Below are 17,815 nucleotides of genomic sequence, written 5' to 3'. Positions count from 1 at the left end.
AATACAATACTTTACGTAAATGAAAAAATCAACGGTGTACACAAACTATCTCATTTTTAGAAAATTTATTAACAAAAAAGCATTTACCGCGGCAAAACAATAAATTGATATTTTAAAATATACACCAATAATTAGGGTAAGAATGACAATTGAATCCATACTCTGCAGAAAATCAGCAATGTTTACTTTGCTGATGGTTACAAACATAGGAAATGTAGCCCGGCTGTACATAACCGCCCCGAGAACAGAGATTTGAAGCGCATGCGTCCCACTTAATAGGAGACCAATTAAAATTAACGATATGACGCCCGTTTTTTTCCCCAATTGAGGCTTATTTAAATAAGGTAGAATGGTTGTGAAACAAACCATTTGCCAAATGGAATGATGAAAATATTGGGATAAGCGGTTATTAAAATAGGTTTGAATCCGTGGAAACAAAGGAAGCAAATTTTTAGGTTCGATAATTCCCGACATAAGCACAAAAATATTTCCTAAGTACCTAAAAAAATCCCGTTCGATGGACGGGATTTTTCTCAAAAAGTAATTGTAAAACAACGGGCATAGCTGATCAATTTTTATCTATTATATTTCATAGCAATTTCTCCTGAAAGAACTGAACTGGAGTTTTTCTGCTTTTTTAAAATTCCTATATCCTTTTCATCTTTTTCTTTTCCAAACTACCGCTATATTCTCGGCTGTCCGCTCAACATATTCCACTGCATTTTTAAAGGCATCTTCTAACAAAACAACACCGGGAACAATACTAAAGATAGCATCGATACCATATTCATGAATAACATGGCTGTCTTTAGAGATGTTCCCTGCTATACCGACGACAGGGATACCATAATTCTGGGCTGTTTTTGCTACACCTATTGGCGTTTTACCAAATATCGTTTGTCCATCGATTTTTCCTTCCCCTGTAATTACCAAATCCGCACCCTGAACTAAATTTGAAAGTCCAGATGCTTCTATTACAATATCTATGCCCCGCTTGAGCTCAGAAGGTAAAAATGCCAGTAGACCTCCTCCAAGACCGCCAGCTGCGCCGGCACCGGGTACATCTTTTATCTTCATGCCCAGATCACGTTCAATTATGGCGGCAAAATGTTCAAGACCATGATCCAACTGAACAATCATTTCAGGGGTCGCCCCTTTTTGTGGTCCGTAAATGGCGGAAGCCCCTGTTTCACCAGTAAGTGGATTATCTACGTCACAAGCGACATCAAACCTGATACTATCTATTCGGGGGTCTAAATTTGATAGACTAATAGAAGCTAAATCACACAGTGAGCCTCCTCCTTCGCCAATCTCCAATCCATTACGATCAAGGAGACGAGCTCCGAGGGCTTTCGCCATCCCCGCACCGCCATCATTTGTAGCACTCCCACCTATTCCAATAATAATACGGTTTACCCCAAAATCAAGGGCTGCACTGATTAATTCCCCGGTACCCCTAGTAGTTGTAGTTAGGGGATTTCGCTTTCCAACAGGCACATGGTGTAAGCCAGAAGCAGCAGCCATCTCAATCACAGCGGTAGTCTTATTACCAAGAATTCCGAAAAATGCTTCCACCGGTACACCTAACGGTCCCGTGACTTTTTTTCGAATTATTTTCCCACCGGTTGCATCAACAAGCGACTGAACCGTTCCTTCTCCACCGTCTGCCATTGGCACTTTTACATACTCAGCATCTGGCATAATCCTTTTAAAACCTTTTTCAACAGCTTCAGAAACTTCGAGTGCCGTCAGACTTTCCTTAAATGAATCTGGTGCAATTACGACCTTCATCTGTCACACCTCCGGTTCTATGCGATAGGATGATGGGTGCCAACTTTTACTTTTTCCCCTTCTTGTCGAGCTTTACCTAAAAGATGATCAACGGTTAAATAAGCTAAGGCCATGATAGTCTCAGTTGGATTGTAGGAAGGTAAAGTTGGGAATTGGCCTCCACCAACTGCGTAAAGACCCTCACACTCATGTACTTCTCCAAAAGGATTCACAACAGACGTTGTAGGATCCCACCCCATCCGGTGTGTTCCGGTATCATGAACAGAAACATGATATGTCGGTTTAGGGATATCTTCCCAATATTCAGTAATGCCCATCTCCTTGGCAAGCTGGCGTTTAATTTTCATGAAGTATTCAACCGTTTTATGATCGTAGTCTGTCCAGTCATGGGTTATCCTTATTGCAGGCTGACCAAATCGATCCTTAACAGCAGGATCCAAATCAACATAGAATTGTTTGGATGGTAAAGATGAGTGTTGTGAATAGATTTTGAATAATTTCCGATAGTTTTCAGTCATCCAATCTTTAAAGCCTTTGCCCCAACGTGGAACATGCGGCGGGAGACTATGTACAACCTCCATTGGCTGCATATCACCTGTCCATGTGTTGATTGGTGAACCCCATAGGACACCCTCATCATTATCAGGTATTAATTCTGATGTCAGATCGTCGATGACACTTCCGGACTGCAAGGAGCCCATAAATGGATTTGTAATTTCAGGTAAAACACCTGTGAACCAGCCATAATTATGAATGGACAAATGTTTTCCAACCTGACCATTGCCATTAATTCCTGAGGCAAACAGCAGTCGTGCATTTTCAAGCGCATAAGTAGCTAAAATCACAATCTCAGCTTCAATTTCAACAACTTGGCCTTCTTGATCAAAGTATGAAACGCCACGAACTCTTCCAGTGGAATCTGTATTCACCCGGAAAACGCGAACATGCGGCAGGATTTCAAGGTTGTCCGTTTCTAAAGCTGCAGTTTTGACTAAATCATGTGTTGATACTTTAGCCCCTACATGGCAATGGTATCCATGACAAAAACCACAGTTGGTACAAGCATTTCTTCCTTTATAGTCTTTTGTGGCAATTGCTGTTGGAGTGGGAAAAGGATTGTAACCCAAGCGTATAGCAGAATCCACAAATATCTTATCAGCTCCTGCACGCGGCAAAGACGGCATTGGGTAATCTCTTTTCCGAGGTGGATCAAAAGGATTCCCCCCAGATTGTATTTCACCATTAATATTACCCGCTTTACCAGATATACCTAATTCCCATTCGACTCGATCATAGTAGGGTTCTAAATCGTTATAACTAATTGGCCAGTCAACGATGGTGTTGTCCTCCGGTAATGCTGACTCAGAAAATCGCTCAATGATTGAGCTGCGCATACTAAAATCCTTTTCCCGGAACCGGAATGCCGCTGCCCCCCATGACCGTGTACCGCCTCCCGTTCCAATCGAAGGAGGAATTTGGAACGGATTTCCCAATCCAAGCTTATTGGATGCCCAAGGAAGAACTTTCGCCTTTGTCTTTTCATTCGGTCTCCATGTAATAGGGTCTGTCTTCATGTGAGGAACCATGGCGCTTCGCGTATAATAACGAATTTCGTCGAATTTTGTTAAAAAATCCGCATCCTGATAGAAAGCACCTTTTTCAAGTCCAACTACCTTCAATCCTGCCCGAGCAAGTTCTGCTGCGATAAGTCCTCCGGAAGCACCTAGTCCTACGACAATTGCGTCAATTTTCTTTGTCATAATTTCACCTCTGTTACCACTGGCTTGTATTCCTTTTGTATATCAGAAAGCGTTTTTACTTTGATTTGATTCACATCAAAGCCTAGTGTCATTTGTTCAGGAGTATAGCCCCATTGTGCGCCTGGAAAGCCAATCAAGTTCCAGCCTACCGTATCACGATTTCCACCATATAATGGGTCACCAAATGTTCCTTCCATTGTATGCTCGTGTACAACCGCAAAAAATTGTGCTAATAAATTTTCTCTTTTCTCTATATCATCACTGGATTCTGTTATATCAACTATTTCAATTTTTTCTATAGAAAGTAGAAGTTGATCCTGCTGCTCCTCAGTAAGATTTTTAAAAGCTATTCCAAATTTTTCTCTACAAAAAGATTCGAATTCGATGATTCCTTGACGGTAAAATTTTTGAAGATGCCTAAAATAACCTGCTAGTGATTGATCAATATAAATCACTGCACCTGCTTCTTTTGCGCCCGGTCTGGTCTCATCACTTGGAATGATACGGGAGGCTATGGCTTCAATCGTTCTAGCTTCATCCGGGTTTAAAAACATCATAACGGGTAATTCTTTATTTCTGTTCACTGTTTTCCCCTCCTCCATTAAACTAGTATTCTATTGAAATAGCGGGAGGAACTTCCTGCCCGCTATTAATCTATGAACAAATGATAGGATGTATATTACACCCCTGCATTTGACAGTGGTAACGATTTAAAGCGTTTTGTGTTTTCAATAATAGCGGTTTCAACAGGTAGTCGTTCCATACTGGATGCACCATAGAAACCATCGATACCCTTGGTATGCTCTAAGATATATTCCACATCTTCTGGCCCGGCAATCGGGCCGCCATGACAAATGACAAGAACATCCGGATTTACTTCTTTGGCAGCATCGTGGATACCTTGAATGATTTGAGCAGCTTCTCCAAGGCCCATGGTACTATGAGCTCCAGTCAAGCCACTTAGAGTTGTTCCAACATGCGCAACAATAATGTCCGCTCCAGCGGCAGCCATGTCCCGCGCTTCTTGTTCATTGAAGACATAAGGGGTAGTTAGAAGATCAAGTTCACGCGCGATACGGATCATCTCCACTTCGCGATCATATCCAAGACCTGTTTCCTCCATATTCTGTCGGATGCGACCCTCAAAAAGTCCAACGGTTGGAAAGTTTTGAACGCCTTGGTATCCGATCTTTTTTAATTCCTCCAGGAAGGAACGCATGTCTCTAAAAGGATCCGTACCACATACACCGGCAAGTACTGGAGCATTTTTTATGACAGGCAAGATCTCAGCTGCCATTTCGACGACTATTTGGTTTGCATCTCCATATGGCATCAAACCAGAAATAGAGCTTCTTCCTGCCATCCTAAAACGCCCAGAATTGTAAACAATCAAAAGATCAGCCCCTCCGGCTTCCGCACACTTACCAGAAATGCCGGTCCCTGCTCCTGCTCCAATAATTGGTATCCCTTTTGCCACTTGTTCTTTTAATCGGCTTAAAATTTCTTTTCTACTCATAATTCAACACCTCGATTTTTTTATTGTTAGAAAATAACTCGTGTATTTTCTTCGCCATCGCCTCTGCAAATAATAGGTCGTTAATGTCTGTATCCAACACAACTACATCAATATGAGGCTCCAACGATTCTTTTAAGGAATCAATTAGTGCTTGATCGGCCTGGGGATCGTAGAAAACTTCCCCCTTTTTGGCAACAGCAGAAATGCCTTTGAGCGGGATAAATACACTTACTGGTCCTTTTGCTTGATTCAATTTATGAGCCATGATTTTTCCTAATCGCTGGCACTCCTCAACGGTCGTACGCATAAGCGTCACATTCGGGTTATGCTTATAGATTTTTCTTCCAGAGAATTGTTTAGGAAGTGTATCAACTGGACCAAAATTCACCATATCTAAAGCTCCAAGAGATACAACCTGTGGAATTCCAAGACGTCCCGCCATTTCCAGCCGATCTTGACCTGCCGAGAGTTCTCCTCCAACTAACTCATCCGCTAGTTCGGTAGTGGTTACATCTAAGGAAGCGACTATAAATCCGTCTCTCATCAGTGCCTCCATGGCACGCCCGCCCACACCGTTAGCGGAAAATACTACTGTTTCGTAACCTTTTGATTCCAGCCATTTACTTGCCTGTAAAACACATGGTGTTGTAACACCAAACATAGTAATGGAAACCAATGGTTTGCTTTTTTTTTGCGGCACGTAAGTACCGCCTGCTTTAGCCATTTCAGAAATAGCCATCCCAGCATTAAAGAGAATTCGTTCTGAAATGGAATTAATTCCTGCAATATCTACCACCGAATACATCATGGTTATATCTGATTCTCCTACATATGGCCTGGTATCACCTGACGCAACTGTCGAAACCATAAGCTTCGGTACCCCGATTGGCAGTGCCCGCATGGCGTGGGTTGCAATGGAAGCCCCGCCGGAACCTCCTAACGCAAAAATCCCATCGAGTTGGCACTCCTGATACAATCGACGCACAATCTCTGTTGCGCCGACTGCCATGACCTCCATGGCAAATCCGCGATCATTTTTTTGGACGAGTTCTTCAATCTCAACTCCACCTGCACGAGCTACTTCCTCTCTGCTTATATCTGGCCTGATTTGGGGCTGTCCCAGAACACCAATATCGATCAGTACGACATCACAACCTTTATTGCGGATGATCTGATTGACGAAGTTGTGTTCGTTCCCTTTCGTGTCCAGTGTTCCTAACACAACGACAGTTGCCATGATCCTTTACCTCCTTATGAATTCGGACTATCGATTTGGTATCTCACCGGGCGGTGCTATTCTGCAATCAGGTAATTCCTTTAACTCCTGCTCGGCACCTGCTGGGGAGTAAATCACAAATGATTTCATCGGTTCCCATCCAGTATTGATGGTATAATGGTATCTGCCTTCAGGAACATAGACAGTGCAGCCCGCTGTCACTTTCTGTATCACTGGATTGCCATTCTCATCTTCCACCATCTGTTCACCCTCACCGGAAACGATATAGATGATTTCTTCCGTACCAGGATGGTTATGCCGTTCGTGCCCTTTACCCGGATCCACCACCACTATACCCGTGCTAAAGCTTTTTGCCCCTGTAACATCCGTTGTAGAAGTTAACTTAAAGCAGCCCCAGTCAAACATCAAGGTTTCTACATCATCGGGTCTAACATATAATTTTTTATCAGTCACAATATCCTCCCCTTTCATTCAAAACCTATCAATTTGGTATGGAACAATGCATGTACCAAATTGATAGGAACTTACATGTGATGAAAACTTTATCTTTCAGCTTTAATTAACATGCTCTTATTGGCTTCATCCACTAATGGTTTCAGATACTCGAATGCTTGACGTGCCACGTTGTCCGGCTCAATATCGCGGCGGTCGAATCCAAGCTCCATAGCTAGGTATCCATCATAATTAATATCCTTAAGTGCATTAATGAGAGAAACGAAATCTCCTCTACCTTGTCCAGGAACTAATCGATCATTATCAGAAATATGAATATGGTGGAGATTTTCACCCATGCTGTATACATAATCTGATGAAACCTCTTTCCGGTAAAGGGCATGGAAAGTATCAAACATCAACTTTACATTAGGTTCCGCCACTTCTTGCATCAACTCAATAGCATCGTCACAACGATCAACTAGATTACTATCAAATGGGGTAGGTTCAATAACCATCGTAACTCCATAGTCCGCTGCCGTTTTAGAGATTTCACTAAGTGCCTCACGGCTCCAAGCCCAAGCCTGTTTACGAGTTGTTCCGAAAACTTGCCAACCTGGAATATAAAGGACTGTTTTTCCTCCTAACTCAGCACATAGCTCAACCACTTGTTTATAATGCTCAATAGTATGCCGGCGTTCTTCAGGTATAGGTGAAGCAACGTTATGACCAGGGCCGCCGCTAAGACCAGGCAGCATACTAGATACTTCAAGATTGTAATACTCCAAAACACTTTTAATGTTCTTACGTCTTTCTTTTGTGGTTGTAGGCGGATAGCTATGAGGGCTGGCAGCACCGATTTCAATACCGTCATAACCAATATTGGCAATACGCTTGATTACCTCTTCAAGTGGATAGGCTGGTAACCAAACTGGAAAGCTTGCATAAGGCCAAGTGTTAAAAGATAGTTTCATTGTCATAGTAATTCCTCCTAAATTTTATTAATTAATAGGTTGTACCGTTATATTTTGATACATTATCCTTTGTCACTACTGGTGCATCTAATTTAATGAATTCCGGCATTTCTTCACCGGCTAAGGCTTTTGCAGCTGCAATAATACTCATAGGAACGACAACAGGATAAACTGCAGTAGAATCTATAATTCCTTTTGAAATATTGTCAAAAGCAGCTTGTTGACCATCAATACTAATGACTTTAATTTCCTTTTCTCTTCCTGCAGCTTTTATCGCCTGGATCGCACCTAGCGTCATAATGTCAGCATGGGTAAATACGGCATCAATCTTGCCCTTAGGGAATCTTTGCAATAAATCCTCCATTACTTTCAGACCCTGTGCTTGATCATAGTTGGCATTTTGACTAGCAATCACTTTAATTCCCGGAGAATCTTTAAGCGCTTTCATAAACCCTTTGTGTCTATCAATAGTAGGAGAGGCGGATGGGCTCCCTTGCAGTTCGACTACATTACCTTTACCATTCAATCGAGTCGCGAGGTCTTTTCCCGCTGCCAATCCTAAATCTATATCATTGGCTTTTATTGTAGTGAGAACAGGAGCATTAACAGTACGGTCAAATGCTATAACCTTAATCCCTGCAGCTTCGGCTCTTTTAACAGCCGGAGCCAACGCATCCTTTTCAACTGCATTTATGATTAAAACCTTTATACCCTTTGCAATAAAATCATCCACGAGTCTTGTCTGCACCACGGGATCATTTTGGCCATCTCCGACTAGTAACTCCATATTAGGGAAATACTTCTTAGCCGCTTCCTCTGACCTGTTCTTAACGGCTACTCCATAAGGAAATGTTGTCGATGCAATCGCTAATCCCACTTTTCCTTTGATCGAATCAGGAGAAGCTTTTAATGTTAAGGCTGCCTGACAATCAGATCCACAGTAAAGACCATAATCGATTTTTACATGCCCTGTTGATTTGGTAGCGGCAGTTGGTTCGGTAGATGAATTACTATTACAAGCAGTCACAAGAAACATTAATGATGAGATGGCAACTAAACTTTTTATTTTTTTTAACTTCATAAAATTTCTCCCCCTTAAATTCCTAATTAGACTAGCTTTTAAAAGGTACCACTTTCCTCCTTTGCCCCAAAATATCTACCATCATAAACCTGTCCACTGTTGTTTGATATGCTGCTTTAAATTCGGCATTGTGAACAGAACTGCGGCTACAATAATAACACCTTTCGCAATTTGCTGATTGAATGGTGAAACTCCTAGTAAATTTAATAGATTCGCAACCATTGCCAATAACAAAGCGCCAAGAATGGTTCCGCCAACTCCGCCTCGGCCACCCATTAAACTGGTTCCGCCGATTACAACCGCCGCAATACTATCCAGCATAATATTGCTGTCTGCAGTTGGGTGACCAACATAGAGCCTTGAAGCATTAATAACTCCTGCTACGGCAGCACATATACCGCTGATTGCATAGACAAAAAGTAAGATGCGTGTTGTTCTGACGCCCGATAGACGTGCCGCATCGATACTGCCTCCAACACCGTAAACAAATCTTCCAAAAGGTAGGTATTTAAGTGACAGCCATGAAATGAGGGCAATTATGGCGAATAAAATCACTGGGCCAGGTATAGGACCAATTCCTCCATTACCTAACAAATCTACAATTTTGCTGTTCACATTGAAACTCTGAGGGGCACCGTTTGATAAAAGTAAAGCAGCCCCATTTCCAACCGCCATTGTAGCTAGTGTCATGATAAAGGGTTGAATCCCCAGAAAGGTGGAGCCTATTCCGTTGATCATTCCAATGAAAATTCCAATGAGGATGACTACTAACATAGCTAGCGGAATGGATAAACCACTATTTAGCATCATTGCGAATGATACTCCAGAGACTGCCAGAATGGCTCCTACCGAAAGGTCAATCCCACCTGTTAGAATGACAAAGGTCATCCCGATGGCAACCACTCCCACTACGGAGGCCTGCCGCACTACGTTTGTAATATTGGTTACATTGAAGAATTCTGGCGTCAACACAGCTGTTAAAGCCAGGACGACAACAAATAGAAGAATAGTCACTCGGTATTGCTTTAAAAACTGTTTCAAGGCGCTGTTCTTAGGCAATTGTTCCGCCACAGTTGCTTCAGAATGAAGAGATAATTCATTTTTCATTTTTACAACCCTCCTACGGCATATTTCATAATTCCTTCTTCAGTGGCTGATTCATGATCCATTTCTCCAGTAATTTCACCTTTGCACATCACAAGCACTCGATGACTGTTCTCTAAAATTTCCGGTAATTCGGATGAAATCAGGACGACAGACAATCCTTGTTCGCATAAGTCCCTTACCACTGAATAAATTTGTGCTTTAGCTCCAACATCCACCCCTCTAGTTGGTTCATCAAGTAGAAGAACCCTAATCCCTGACTCCAGCCATTTGGCAAGTACTATTTTTTGCTGATTCCCGCCAGAGAGACTGCCGACGAGTGAGCTCAAATGGGGTAATTTAATTTTCAGCATGTCCACATAATTTTCTGCTTGCTCTTGTTCCATGTCGCGTTTGATCAACTTGTTTTTATTGCTAGCCATAAACATATTTTGCAAACATGATAGATTTTTGAATAATCCCTGTCTTCCACGGTCTTCGGGCACTAATCCGATTCCATTTTGAATGGCAACTCGAGGGGAAGAATTCATTACCTGAAGTCCATCTACAAAAATGTGTCCTGAATCAATGGGATCGGCTCCAAATATCGCTCTTACCAGCTCTGTCCTTCCAGCCCCCCTTAATCCAGCAATCCCCAGTACTTCTCCTTTATGAAGGTTGAAATTAATGTTATGAAGGACACCTTTTCGGTTTAGCCCTTCCACCTTAAGGACCACTTCGTTTTCTTCATAATTAATTTTGGTACGCGGTGCTGTCTTAATATGACGTCCCACCATCATGGCAATCAATTGGTCTGGATCGGTGTCTCTAATCTCACCGTCCCCTATTTGCTGACCATCCTTTAACACCAAATATCGATCAGCCAACCCAAATATTTCATTTAATCGATGGGAAATGAATATTACTGCTACTCCGCGCTTTTGCAGCTCTTTTACGATTGATAGAAGCCGATCTACATCATCTCCGCCTAAAACAGCCGTTGGTTCATCCAATATCATAAGTTGGGCATTTCTATATAGCGCTTTGGCAATTTCCAACATTTGCTTCTGGGCAATACTGAGGCTGGAAACTGGCTTTTCCACTGGCAAATCGACCCCGAATTCATTTAAAAACCGTTTGGCCTCATCGTGCAATGCAGCCCATTTAATGGTTCCCTTTGATTTATGAAAATTCGCATAAAAGAGGTTTTCCGTTACCGATAAATCAGGAAATAAATTAAACTCCTGGTACACGGTAACAATTTCACTTTTCTCTGCATCAAGAGGGGTGTTAAATTCTACTTTTTTTCCGTTTATTAAAAGCTCGCCGCCATTCGCTTTAATCGCACCGGAAAGTATTTTGATTAAAGTAGATTTACCTGCTCCATTTTCTCCTACAAGCGCTAATATTTCACCGGCTTGAATCTTTAGATTAATATTATGGAGAACGGTAATGCCGGAATAATTCTTTGAAATATTACGCATTTCCAGCAATGGAGGAATGTCTTTAACCTCCTTAGTCATTTTCATGTAGGCTGACCTCCTTAAAGTCAGATTTCTAATACTCACGAGCAACCGCTTACAACTATTAACTTTTGGATCTGTTCACTAACTTGTTAGTAAGATTTCTTGTCTCTAATGTTACTTGGATTAACACTATCCAACAATTAATAATCTTGGGTCAAAATTTCACAATCTTGCGGTTTTTTAAATATTTCGTTTTTAACAATTTTAAATATCTCGATTTACTATTAAGGACTAAATCCTTACTGAACAATCACAAAAAAAGACCATACGCCCTTTAATAAGGAACTGTATGGTCAATATACAAAACTCAATTATCAAGATGTTTTAGTGTTTGGGCATATTCCATTCATAAAATGAATGATATCTTCTTCAGTGAAATGATCATTAATGTCATTAGCAACGATGGTTCCCCTATGCATTACCAAGACGCGGTTACATAACCCAAGCAGCTCTGATGTATCAGAGGAGATAATAATAATTCCTTTCCCTTGTTTTGCAAGCTCGTGGATCTTCAGATAGATATCGGTCCTGCTGCCTATATCTACCCCAATGGTGGGCTCATCCAAAATATAAAGATCACTTTCCTTCATTAACCATCTTCCCAGCATGACCTTTTGTTGGTTGCCGCCGCTTAAATATCGAACATTTTGATGAATATGATCGACCTTAATATTAAGATCAATAACCTGATCAATAGATTGATCTACTTCGAAATTCCGACCTACCAATCTTAAACTATTTTGCGTTTCCAAACTTGCAAAGGTTAAGTTATTTGTGACACTCATATTCATAAATAACCCCGATGTTAAGCGATTGTCATTGACGTACCCAAAACGGTTATGAACAGCTTGAATAGGATGCTTAAAATTAATCTCACTATTCTTCCAATAGATGCTGCCACTGTCTTTTTTTCGTTGCCCAAAAATAATTTGGGCAAGTTCAGTTTTACCAGAGCCTGCTAAACCTGCAATGCCGATGATTTCACCCTCATGAAGCGTTAAGTTCACAGTCTCTAAATAGGGTTTCTTGGTTAACCTTTCAACTCGTAGTAATTCTCCCCCTGTTATTTCATTAAGAGGGGGATAATAATGGCTTAGATTATATCCAAGCATTAAATTGGTCATTTCTTTCAATGTGATATCCTTTACATGGTGAGTTGATATATGTCTTCCATCACGAATAATTGTAACCTTGTCACATAACTCGTGAATTTCATTTAATCTATGAGTAATAAAGACAATTCCGACTCCGGCGTCTTTATATTTTTTTATAATTTTAAAAAGGTTCTCTCTTTCCTGCTCAGTTAAGTTTGCAGTCGGTTCATCCATAAAGAGAATTTTTGATTTTTGAACAATGGCTTTGGCGATTGATATTAGATAATGATAGCGAACGGGTATATTCATTACTTTTTCTTTCGGATTGATTTTGACACCAAGTTCGTCTAGAACTCTTGCAGCCTCTAAACTCATTTGCTTATAATTCACAAAAAACTTTAATATTTTCGGTTCGATTCCAAAGAAAATATTATCCGCCACACTCATTCTTGGCACCAAAACTGGCGTCTGATGAATAACACCTATTCCATAGCGTTGGGCATGATAAGGGGAATCAAATTGGACCAATTGTTGATTGACTGTGATTTCTCCATAATCAGGTTTATATACACCGGACGCAATGTTAACTAAAGTTGATTTCCCCGCTCCATTCCCACCAATTAAAGCATGAATTTCTCCAGCTTTTACTTCTAGGCTGATATCGTTTAACACTCTATTATCAAAAAAGGATTTACTTATGTGATTTAATCTTAATAGCATCCTCACACCTCTTCTTAAGTAACCATTTGATACAGTTTTCTTCAGTTTAGGATACATAAATTCGATTGTAAAATTAAAATTATTGTTTAAAAAATATAGATTCTTGTGGGTTTTCACTATTTGTATTGAATTAAATAGCTAATTTATCAATAATATTACTGAATTTTATAATTTTTCTATTTTATTAAAACATTAGTAATAACTCTAGAGGAGGTCTTATGAACCAATTACCGACATTAATAAAAACTCCTCATCTTAACTCGGTTGTGAAACTCAACCATGACCACAAGCAAAAATGTAAAGCATTACATAAACATGAATGTACCGAGATTATGTTTATTCAAGAAGGAAATGCGAATTTTATTCTAAACGGTCAAACCTTAACGGTGAATAGAGGAGACCTACTCCTTATTAATTCTAATCTTGAACATGAAACCGCATCTTGTGTCGATAGTAGTTTAAAAGGATTCTCTTTAACTTTTTCTGGTTTACATTTATCACCTCTCCCAGTAGGATCAATTATCCAGGACGATGGAATACCGATTTTGAATGTTCAAGATCAGCATATAACAATCCAAAAGTATATAGAGGATATTCATGAGGAATATAAAAATAATGACCCTGGTTCTCAAGAAATCATTTCTTCCCTATTAATAACATTAATCATTAAAATCCTTCGTATTTTGTGTTCAACAAATTCTAGTCAAAGTGCCTCTATCTCTGATAAAGTAAAAAAATATATATCTGAAAACTATAATCGTGATCTTTCTCTGAACGAATTAGCCAATATTGTTTTTGTAAACCCGTATCACCTAGCCCACACCTTTAAAGATGAGACAGGGAGTTCACCAATTCAATACCTTATTACTTATAGAATTGATATAGCGAAAACCTTGCTGCTTACTACAAACTTTCCTATCGTTGAAATCGCTTCCAAAGTAGGCTATCCCAATGCCAACTATTTTAACTTATTATTTAAAAAATACACCGGTTTTTCTCCAGGAAAGTTTAGAAAAAAGTTATCCTAGCAAATACTGTTTTAATAATAGAAGAGGTTGCCTTAACATTAAAATGGAACCCTTTTTAGGTCTTTGGTGTACAATGTTTCGGATCATCTAATACATTTTTTATAGTTATTCGACGCACCAGCATATTCCTTATCTATATTCTACAGATGATCAGAACTTCCACATACCAAAAAAGCAATTCTTCTAAATGAAGAATTGCTCATGCCATACGTCCCTTTTATAATTGCTATAGACCTTGTTAAAATTTTTCAATAAAAAAGCTCTTATCCTCATAATCATTAAATCGTTAAGTAGAGCATAAGGTTTTCATTTTTCTGAACTTACCAGGCGGGTTTCCTGTAGTTTTTTTAAACAAAAAATTAAAGTAGTTTGGATTTTCGTATCCAATAATAACAGCAATTTCTTTTACAGTAAGATTCGAATGCTTAAGCAAACGTTTTGCTTCTCCGATACGACAATGAATTAAATATTGTATAGGAGGCATCCCTACTTCCTCTTTAAAAACATGAACTAAGTGGTATGGGCTTACATAAACTAGATTCGCTAAATCGTTTAACGTCAGCTCTTGTCTAAAATTTTCTTCTATATATTTTTTTACTTCAAAGCATATCGAAGAAAAGGATTGATGATACGAATTTTTCAACAGACGAGTAATTTTAATAATAGCGGCTTGCAAAATGGAAGAAATGACATCATGATATCCAGCGTGTTTCATTCGATATTCGCTTAAAATAACTTTTAAATAATTATCAATCTCCTTTTTTTCCTCTTGTAAATGAATAACTGGAAAATCACTAGAATTGGTCAACCAACCTTTATCATTACCATTGATATGCAGATTTGACATACATATATAAATTGCTTTAAAAGTATCATCAGTACATAGTTTTCCTTCAATATGACTAAAAGGATGAAGAATAATAAGATCTCCTTCTTGCCCGATAAATGGTTTGTTTTCAAAAGTAAATTCTACATAACCCTGTTGAATATAGATAATCTCTGTATCATCAGGTGCGGAATGCTTGTCAATCCAATTGGGGCTTTTTTCATTTATTTCTTTAATTGTAATAAACCGGGGAGTTTTTAAAAGAATAGTAGAGTTTAGCACGCCGTGACGTATGTCTCCTTTCAATTTAAATAAAACTTCTTATTCCTTCTTTTTGACTTAAGGTAGACTTCGACTGCAGTAGATAAATAGGGAGTTTTTCTAACATAAAAGAGGCTCTTAAAATCGAGCCTCTTTATCTATACAGCTAGTAGTTTATTTCGTCGCACCTTGAATTGATTTTGGTGCCTCTTGGTGGTAAACAAGTTTCCATGCATCTAATACATTTTCTTTCGTTACATTTAAAGCCGGAACAGCTACATAGGCAGGTGCTTCCTTACCAAGTAAAGAATAACCAGCTAAAACCGCTTCTGAAATCCCCTGGTCATATGGCAGCTGAGCACCTAGACCTTTAATCAAACCATTTGATGCAATGTCTAAAGCAACGTTTGTCCCTAAATCAATAGTCGTAATGACAAAATCCTTCTTTCCTGCGGTACGCGCTGCTGCCAAAGCACCTTCAGCTGGAACGTCCCAAACGACAAACATTCCATCAAGATCACGATTTTTGGTCAGCATTCCAGATGCAACTTTCTCACCATCGTTAGGACCAATAATGCCGCCTCGTTCAACTATTTTTATTTTTGGATATTTTTCCTTGATTGTTTTTTCAAAGGCTTCTGTACGCTGTTTTGTTACAAAGTAATCCGCATCATGATAGATAACACCGATTTTTCCTTTTTCACCAAGTTGTTTCGCCATGATCTCCGCTGCTTGAACACCATTTCCATAGTTGTCCGCAGAAACTACACTCACATAATCCTTGCCGGCTTCTAATCCGTTAGGTTTATTATCCATAAACACGACTTTCACTCCTGCATCTGCCGCTTTCTTAAAAGCAGAGGCAGTTGAAACAGGGTCTACCGGGATACCAACGATAATATCTGGTTTTTTAGCTAAAACCGTTTCGATATCTGATACTTGTTTTTCAGCTTTGAACTGGGCATCTGTTACGGCAACCACTTTAATTCCCATTTTTGCAAAAGTTGCTTTTAATCCATCGATTTGAGCGGTTGCCCAGTCATTCCCAGCATAGTGCATGACAATCGCCGCTGTGTATTTGCCTTCCTTAATCTTTTGTACTTCTTCTTCCGCAAGCTTCAACATTTTTGCAGAAACGGCTGCTTCCCCACTTGGACCTTTACTTAAAATCTCTTGATCAGGGATATCTTGGTTGATCGTTATTGGACCTGAAACTGCTGCTGTTTCTTCGGTTTTAGTGTTCTCTGTCTCTTCGCTTCCGCTGCTAGTTGTGCTGCTATCCTTCCCACAGCCGACAAGTGCGATACTAGTAATAAAAAGAATCATAGTGATAATAGATAGTAACTTTTTCATGATTAGCCCCCTATTGAGCATTGGATTTTTTGAATACTTTATTAAAATATCGAATTTTAATTGTTGTTATGTATCACATCCTCTCTCGAAATGTAATCGATTACATTTTTACTAATTAAAAATTATTTTTAACTGATTCTCTTTAGGTGATTATGTTTTCTATTAAAAATGTTTTGAGTGTTTAAATAGATTTACTGGGCGAACCAGTTGCAATTAAACGCCTGCATCCGCCCCTATATTTTTTTAATTAGGTTATTACTTACATCCCATTCCTTTTAATTTTTCTGTCAAGTAATCAATGGATGTTTTCGCATACCAATCAGGATCGGCTTTTCTAGTACCAAATCCAATTTCCATTGAGAGGTAGCCCTTGTAATCAATTTCCTTTAATGCTTTTAATACGGAATCCCAATTTACCGTTCCTTGTCCAGGCGGTAAACGATCGTCATCCGAAATATGAACATGATGTAACTTATCTTTCATTTTATAAACATAATCGCTCGGTACCTCATTACGATATAGGGCATGGAAGGTATCAAACATTACTTTCACATTGGATTCACCTGATTCTTCTGCCAACTGCAGGGCATCATCTGCAGATTCGATTAAATTACAATCAGCGGCTTGAGGTTCAACTACTAATGTGATACCAAGATCTTTCGCATATTTTGCGACATCCTGCAAACCTTCCCGACTATATTTCCATGCTTCTTGTTTGTTCATTCCAAAGCCGTACCAACCGGCAAGCCACATCACAGTTGGGCATTCCCAGTCATGCGCTAAGCGAATGACTTCTTTATAATGATTGATGGTAAATTCACGCTCTTCTTTCAAAGCTGAACTTGGATTCACTCCAGGTCCTCCTCCAGGAGCGGGAAGCATAGCTGCAACATTAAGATTATTTCTTTGTAAATGCTGAAGAATTTCCTTACGTCTTTGTGTGGATAGATAATCAGGCCATGCATGAGGACTCGCACAACCGATTTCAATTCCATCATATCCAAATGCAGCAATCCGGCTAATCACTTCTTCTAATGGATAAAAGGGCAGCATGGATGGAAAAGAATTATAAACCCATGTATTAAATGAAAGTTTCATTTTTTGATCCTCCTCAAAATTAAATCATAAAGCAA

16 protein-coding genes are annotated in these 17,815 nt (G+C 39.5%); 1 reads left to right on the top strand and 15 read right to left on the bottom strand.

Going from position 1 to position 17,815, the window contains the following annotated elements:
- Window positions 1–45: 45 nt before the first annotated feature.
- From FS608_RS18550 to FS608_RS18495, 12 genes are all read right to left on the bottom strand, one after another.
- The gene (locus FS608_RS18550; protein ID WP_260871737.1) at window positions 46–537 is read right to left on the bottom strand and encodes a spore germination protein; all 492 of its coding nucleotides are present in this window, start codon (window positions 535–537) and stop codon (window positions 46–48) included.
- A 120-nt stretch (window positions 538–657) separates the two neighbouring features.
- Entirely contained in the window at window positions 658–1,791 is a 1,134-nt protein-coding gene (locus tag FS608_RS18545) for a glycerate kinase (RefSeq protein ID WP_144553757.1), read from the bottom strand.
- 17 nt (window positions 1,792–1,808) lie between these two features.
- Window positions 1,809–3,551, bottom strand: a complete 1,743-nt coding sequence (locus FS608_RS18540) for a GMC family oxidoreductase (RefSeq protein ID WP_144553754.1) — start codon at window positions 3,549–3,551, stop codon at window positions 1,809–1,811.
- Window positions 3,548–4,135, bottom strand: a complete 588-nt coding sequence (locus tag FS608_RS18535) for a gluconate 2-dehydrogenase subunit 3 family protein (RefSeq protein ID WP_186328803.1) — start codon at window positions 4,133–4,135, stop codon at window positions 3,548–3,550. Before FS608_RS18535 ends, FS608_RS18540 begins: the two co-directional genes overlap by 4 nt.
- Before the next feature lie 95 nt (window positions 4,136–4,230).
- On the bottom strand, window positions 4,231–5,067 hold the full coding sequence (locus FS608_RS18530) for a phosphoenolpyruvate hydrolase family protein (RefSeq protein ID WP_144553750.1): 837 nt from the start codon (window positions 5,065–5,067) through the stop codon (window positions 4,231–4,233).
- Window positions 5,060–6,304 (bottom strand): Tm-1-like ATP-binding domain-containing protein, encoded by a 1,245-nt coding sequence (locus FS608_RS18525; RefSeq protein ID WP_144553747.1) that lies wholly within the window; start codon window positions 6,302–6,304, stop codon window positions 5,060–5,062. Before FS608_RS18525 ends, FS608_RS18530 begins: the two co-directional genes overlap by 8 nt.
- Window positions 6,305–6,331: 27 nt before the next feature.
- Complete coding sequence (locus FS608_RS18520; RefSeq protein ID WP_144553745.1) at window positions 6,332–6,757, bottom strand: cupin domain-containing protein; 426 nt, start codon at window positions 6,755–6,757, stop codon at window positions 6,332–6,334.
- An 89-nt stretch (window positions 6,758–6,846) separates the two neighbouring features.
- Window positions 6,847–7,716, bottom strand: a complete 870-nt coding sequence (locus FS608_RS18515; RefSeq protein WP_144553743.1) for a sugar phosphate isomerase/epimerase family protein — start codon at window positions 7,714–7,716, stop codon at window positions 6,847–6,849.
- 25 nt (window positions 7,717–7,741) lie between these two features.
- Entirely contained in the window at window positions 7,742–8,791 is a 1,050-nt protein-coding gene (locus FS608_RS18510; protein ID WP_144553740.1) for a substrate-binding domain-containing protein, read from the bottom strand.
- A gap of 81 nt (window positions 8,792–8,872) precedes the next feature.
- On the bottom strand, window positions 8,873–9,898 hold the full coding sequence (locus FS608_RS18505) for an ABC transporter permease (protein ID WP_144553738.1): 1,026 nt from the start codon (window positions 9,896–9,898) through the stop codon (window positions 8,873–8,875).
- Window positions 9,899–9,900: 2 nt separating this feature from the next.
- Window positions 9,901–11,403 carry a sugar ABC transporter ATP-binding protein gene (locus FS608_RS18500; protein ID WP_144553736.1) on the bottom strand — a complete coding sequence of 501 codons (1,503 nt, stop codon included), beginning with the start codon at window positions 11,401–11,403 and terminating at the stop codon, window positions 9,901–9,903.
- A 311-nt stretch (window positions 11,404–11,714) separates the two neighbouring features.
- Window positions 11,715–13,214 (bottom strand): sugar ABC transporter ATP-binding protein, encoded by a 1,500-nt coding sequence (locus tag FS608_RS18495; RefSeq protein WP_186328802.1) that lies wholly within the window; start codon window positions 13,212–13,214, stop codon window positions 11,715–11,717.
- A 218-nt stretch (window positions 13,215–13,432) separates the two neighbouring features.
- On the opposite strand from FS608_RS18495, the gene FS608_RS18490 reads away from it, so the two are divergent.
- Window positions 13,433–14,242 (top strand): AraC family transcriptional regulator, encoded by an 810-nt coding sequence (locus tag FS608_RS18490; protein WP_144553732.1) that lies wholly within the window; start codon window positions 13,433–13,435, stop codon window positions 14,240–14,242.
- Between the two features lie 286 nt (window positions 14,243–14,528).
- Here the strand turns inward: FS608_RS18490 and FS608_RS18485 are convergent, their stop codons facing one another.
- The 3 genes from FS608_RS18485 to FS608_RS18475 form a co-directional block, all read right to left on the bottom strand.
- Window positions 14,529–15,374 (bottom strand): helix-turn-helix domain-containing protein, encoded by an 846-nt coding sequence (locus FS608_RS18485; protein ID WP_144553730.1) that lies wholly within the window; start codon window positions 15,372–15,374, stop codon window positions 14,529–14,531.
- Window positions 15,375–15,503: 129 nt separating this feature from the next.
- On the bottom strand, window positions 15,504–16,682 hold the full coding sequence (locus FS608_RS18480) for a substrate-binding domain-containing protein (RefSeq protein WP_144553728.1): 1,179 nt from the start codon (window positions 16,680–16,682) through the stop codon (window positions 15,504–15,506).
- 255 nt (window positions 16,683–16,937) lie between these two features.
- A complete protein-coding gene (locus FS608_RS18475) occupies window positions 16,938–17,780 on the bottom strand; it encodes a sugar phosphate isomerase/epimerase family protein (protein WP_144553726.1) in 843 nt (280 codons plus the stop codon).
- Between the last annotated feature and the right edge of the window lie 35 nt (window positions 17,781–17,815).

This window comes from Bacillus sp. X1(2014) (assembly GCF_007678255.1).
Note: the sequence above shows the minus strand (reverse complement) of the source record. Positions and strands in the feature narration are given on the sequence as shown.

Coding starts and splice junctions, on each gene's coding strand:
- FS608_RS18545 (WP_144553757.1), bottom strand. CDS start 1,791: ATGAAGGTCGTAATTGCACCAGATTCATTTAAGGAAAGTCTGACGGCA.
- FS608_RS18540 (WP_144553754.1), bottom strand. CDS start 3,551: ATGACAAAGAAAATTGACGCAATTGTCGTAGGACTAGGTGCTTCCGGA.
- FS608_RS18530 (WP_144553750.1), bottom strand. CDS start 5,067: ATGAGTAGAAAAGAAATTTTAAGCCGATTAAAAGAACAAGTGGCAAAA.
- FS608_RS18525 (WP_144553747.1), bottom strand. CDS start 6,304: ATGGCAACTGTCGTTGTGTTAGGAACACTGGACACGAAAGGGAACGAA.
- FS608_RS18515 (WP_144553743.1), bottom strand. CDS start 7,716: ATGACAATGAAACTATCTTTTAACACTTGGCCTTATGCAAGCTTTCCA.
- FS608_RS18510 (WP_144553740.1), bottom strand. CDS start 8,791: ATGAAGTTAAAAAAAATAAAAAGTTTAGTTGCCATCTCATCATTAATG.
- FS608_RS18505 (WP_144553738.1), bottom strand. CDS start 9,898: ATGAAAAATGAATTATCTCTTCATTCTGAAGCAACTGTGGCGGAACAA.
- FS608_RS18500 (WP_144553736.1), bottom strand. CDS start 11,403: ATGAAAATGACTAAGGAGGTTAAAGACATTCCTCCATTGCTGGAAATG.
- FS608_RS18495 (WP_186328802.1), bottom strand. CDS start 13,214: ATGCTATTAAGATTAAATCACATAAGTAAATCCTTTTTTGATAATAGA.
- FS608_RS18490 (WP_144553732.1), top strand. CDS start 13,433: ATGAACCAATTACCGACATTAATAAAAACTCCTCATCTTAACTCGGTT.
- FS608_RS18480 (WP_144553728.1), bottom strand. CDS start 16,682: ATGAAAAAGTTACTATCTATTATCACTATGATTCTTTTTATTACTAGT.
- FS608_RS18475 (WP_144553726.1), bottom strand. CDS start 17,780: ATGAAACTTTCATTTAATACATGGGTTTATAATTCTTTTCCATCCATG.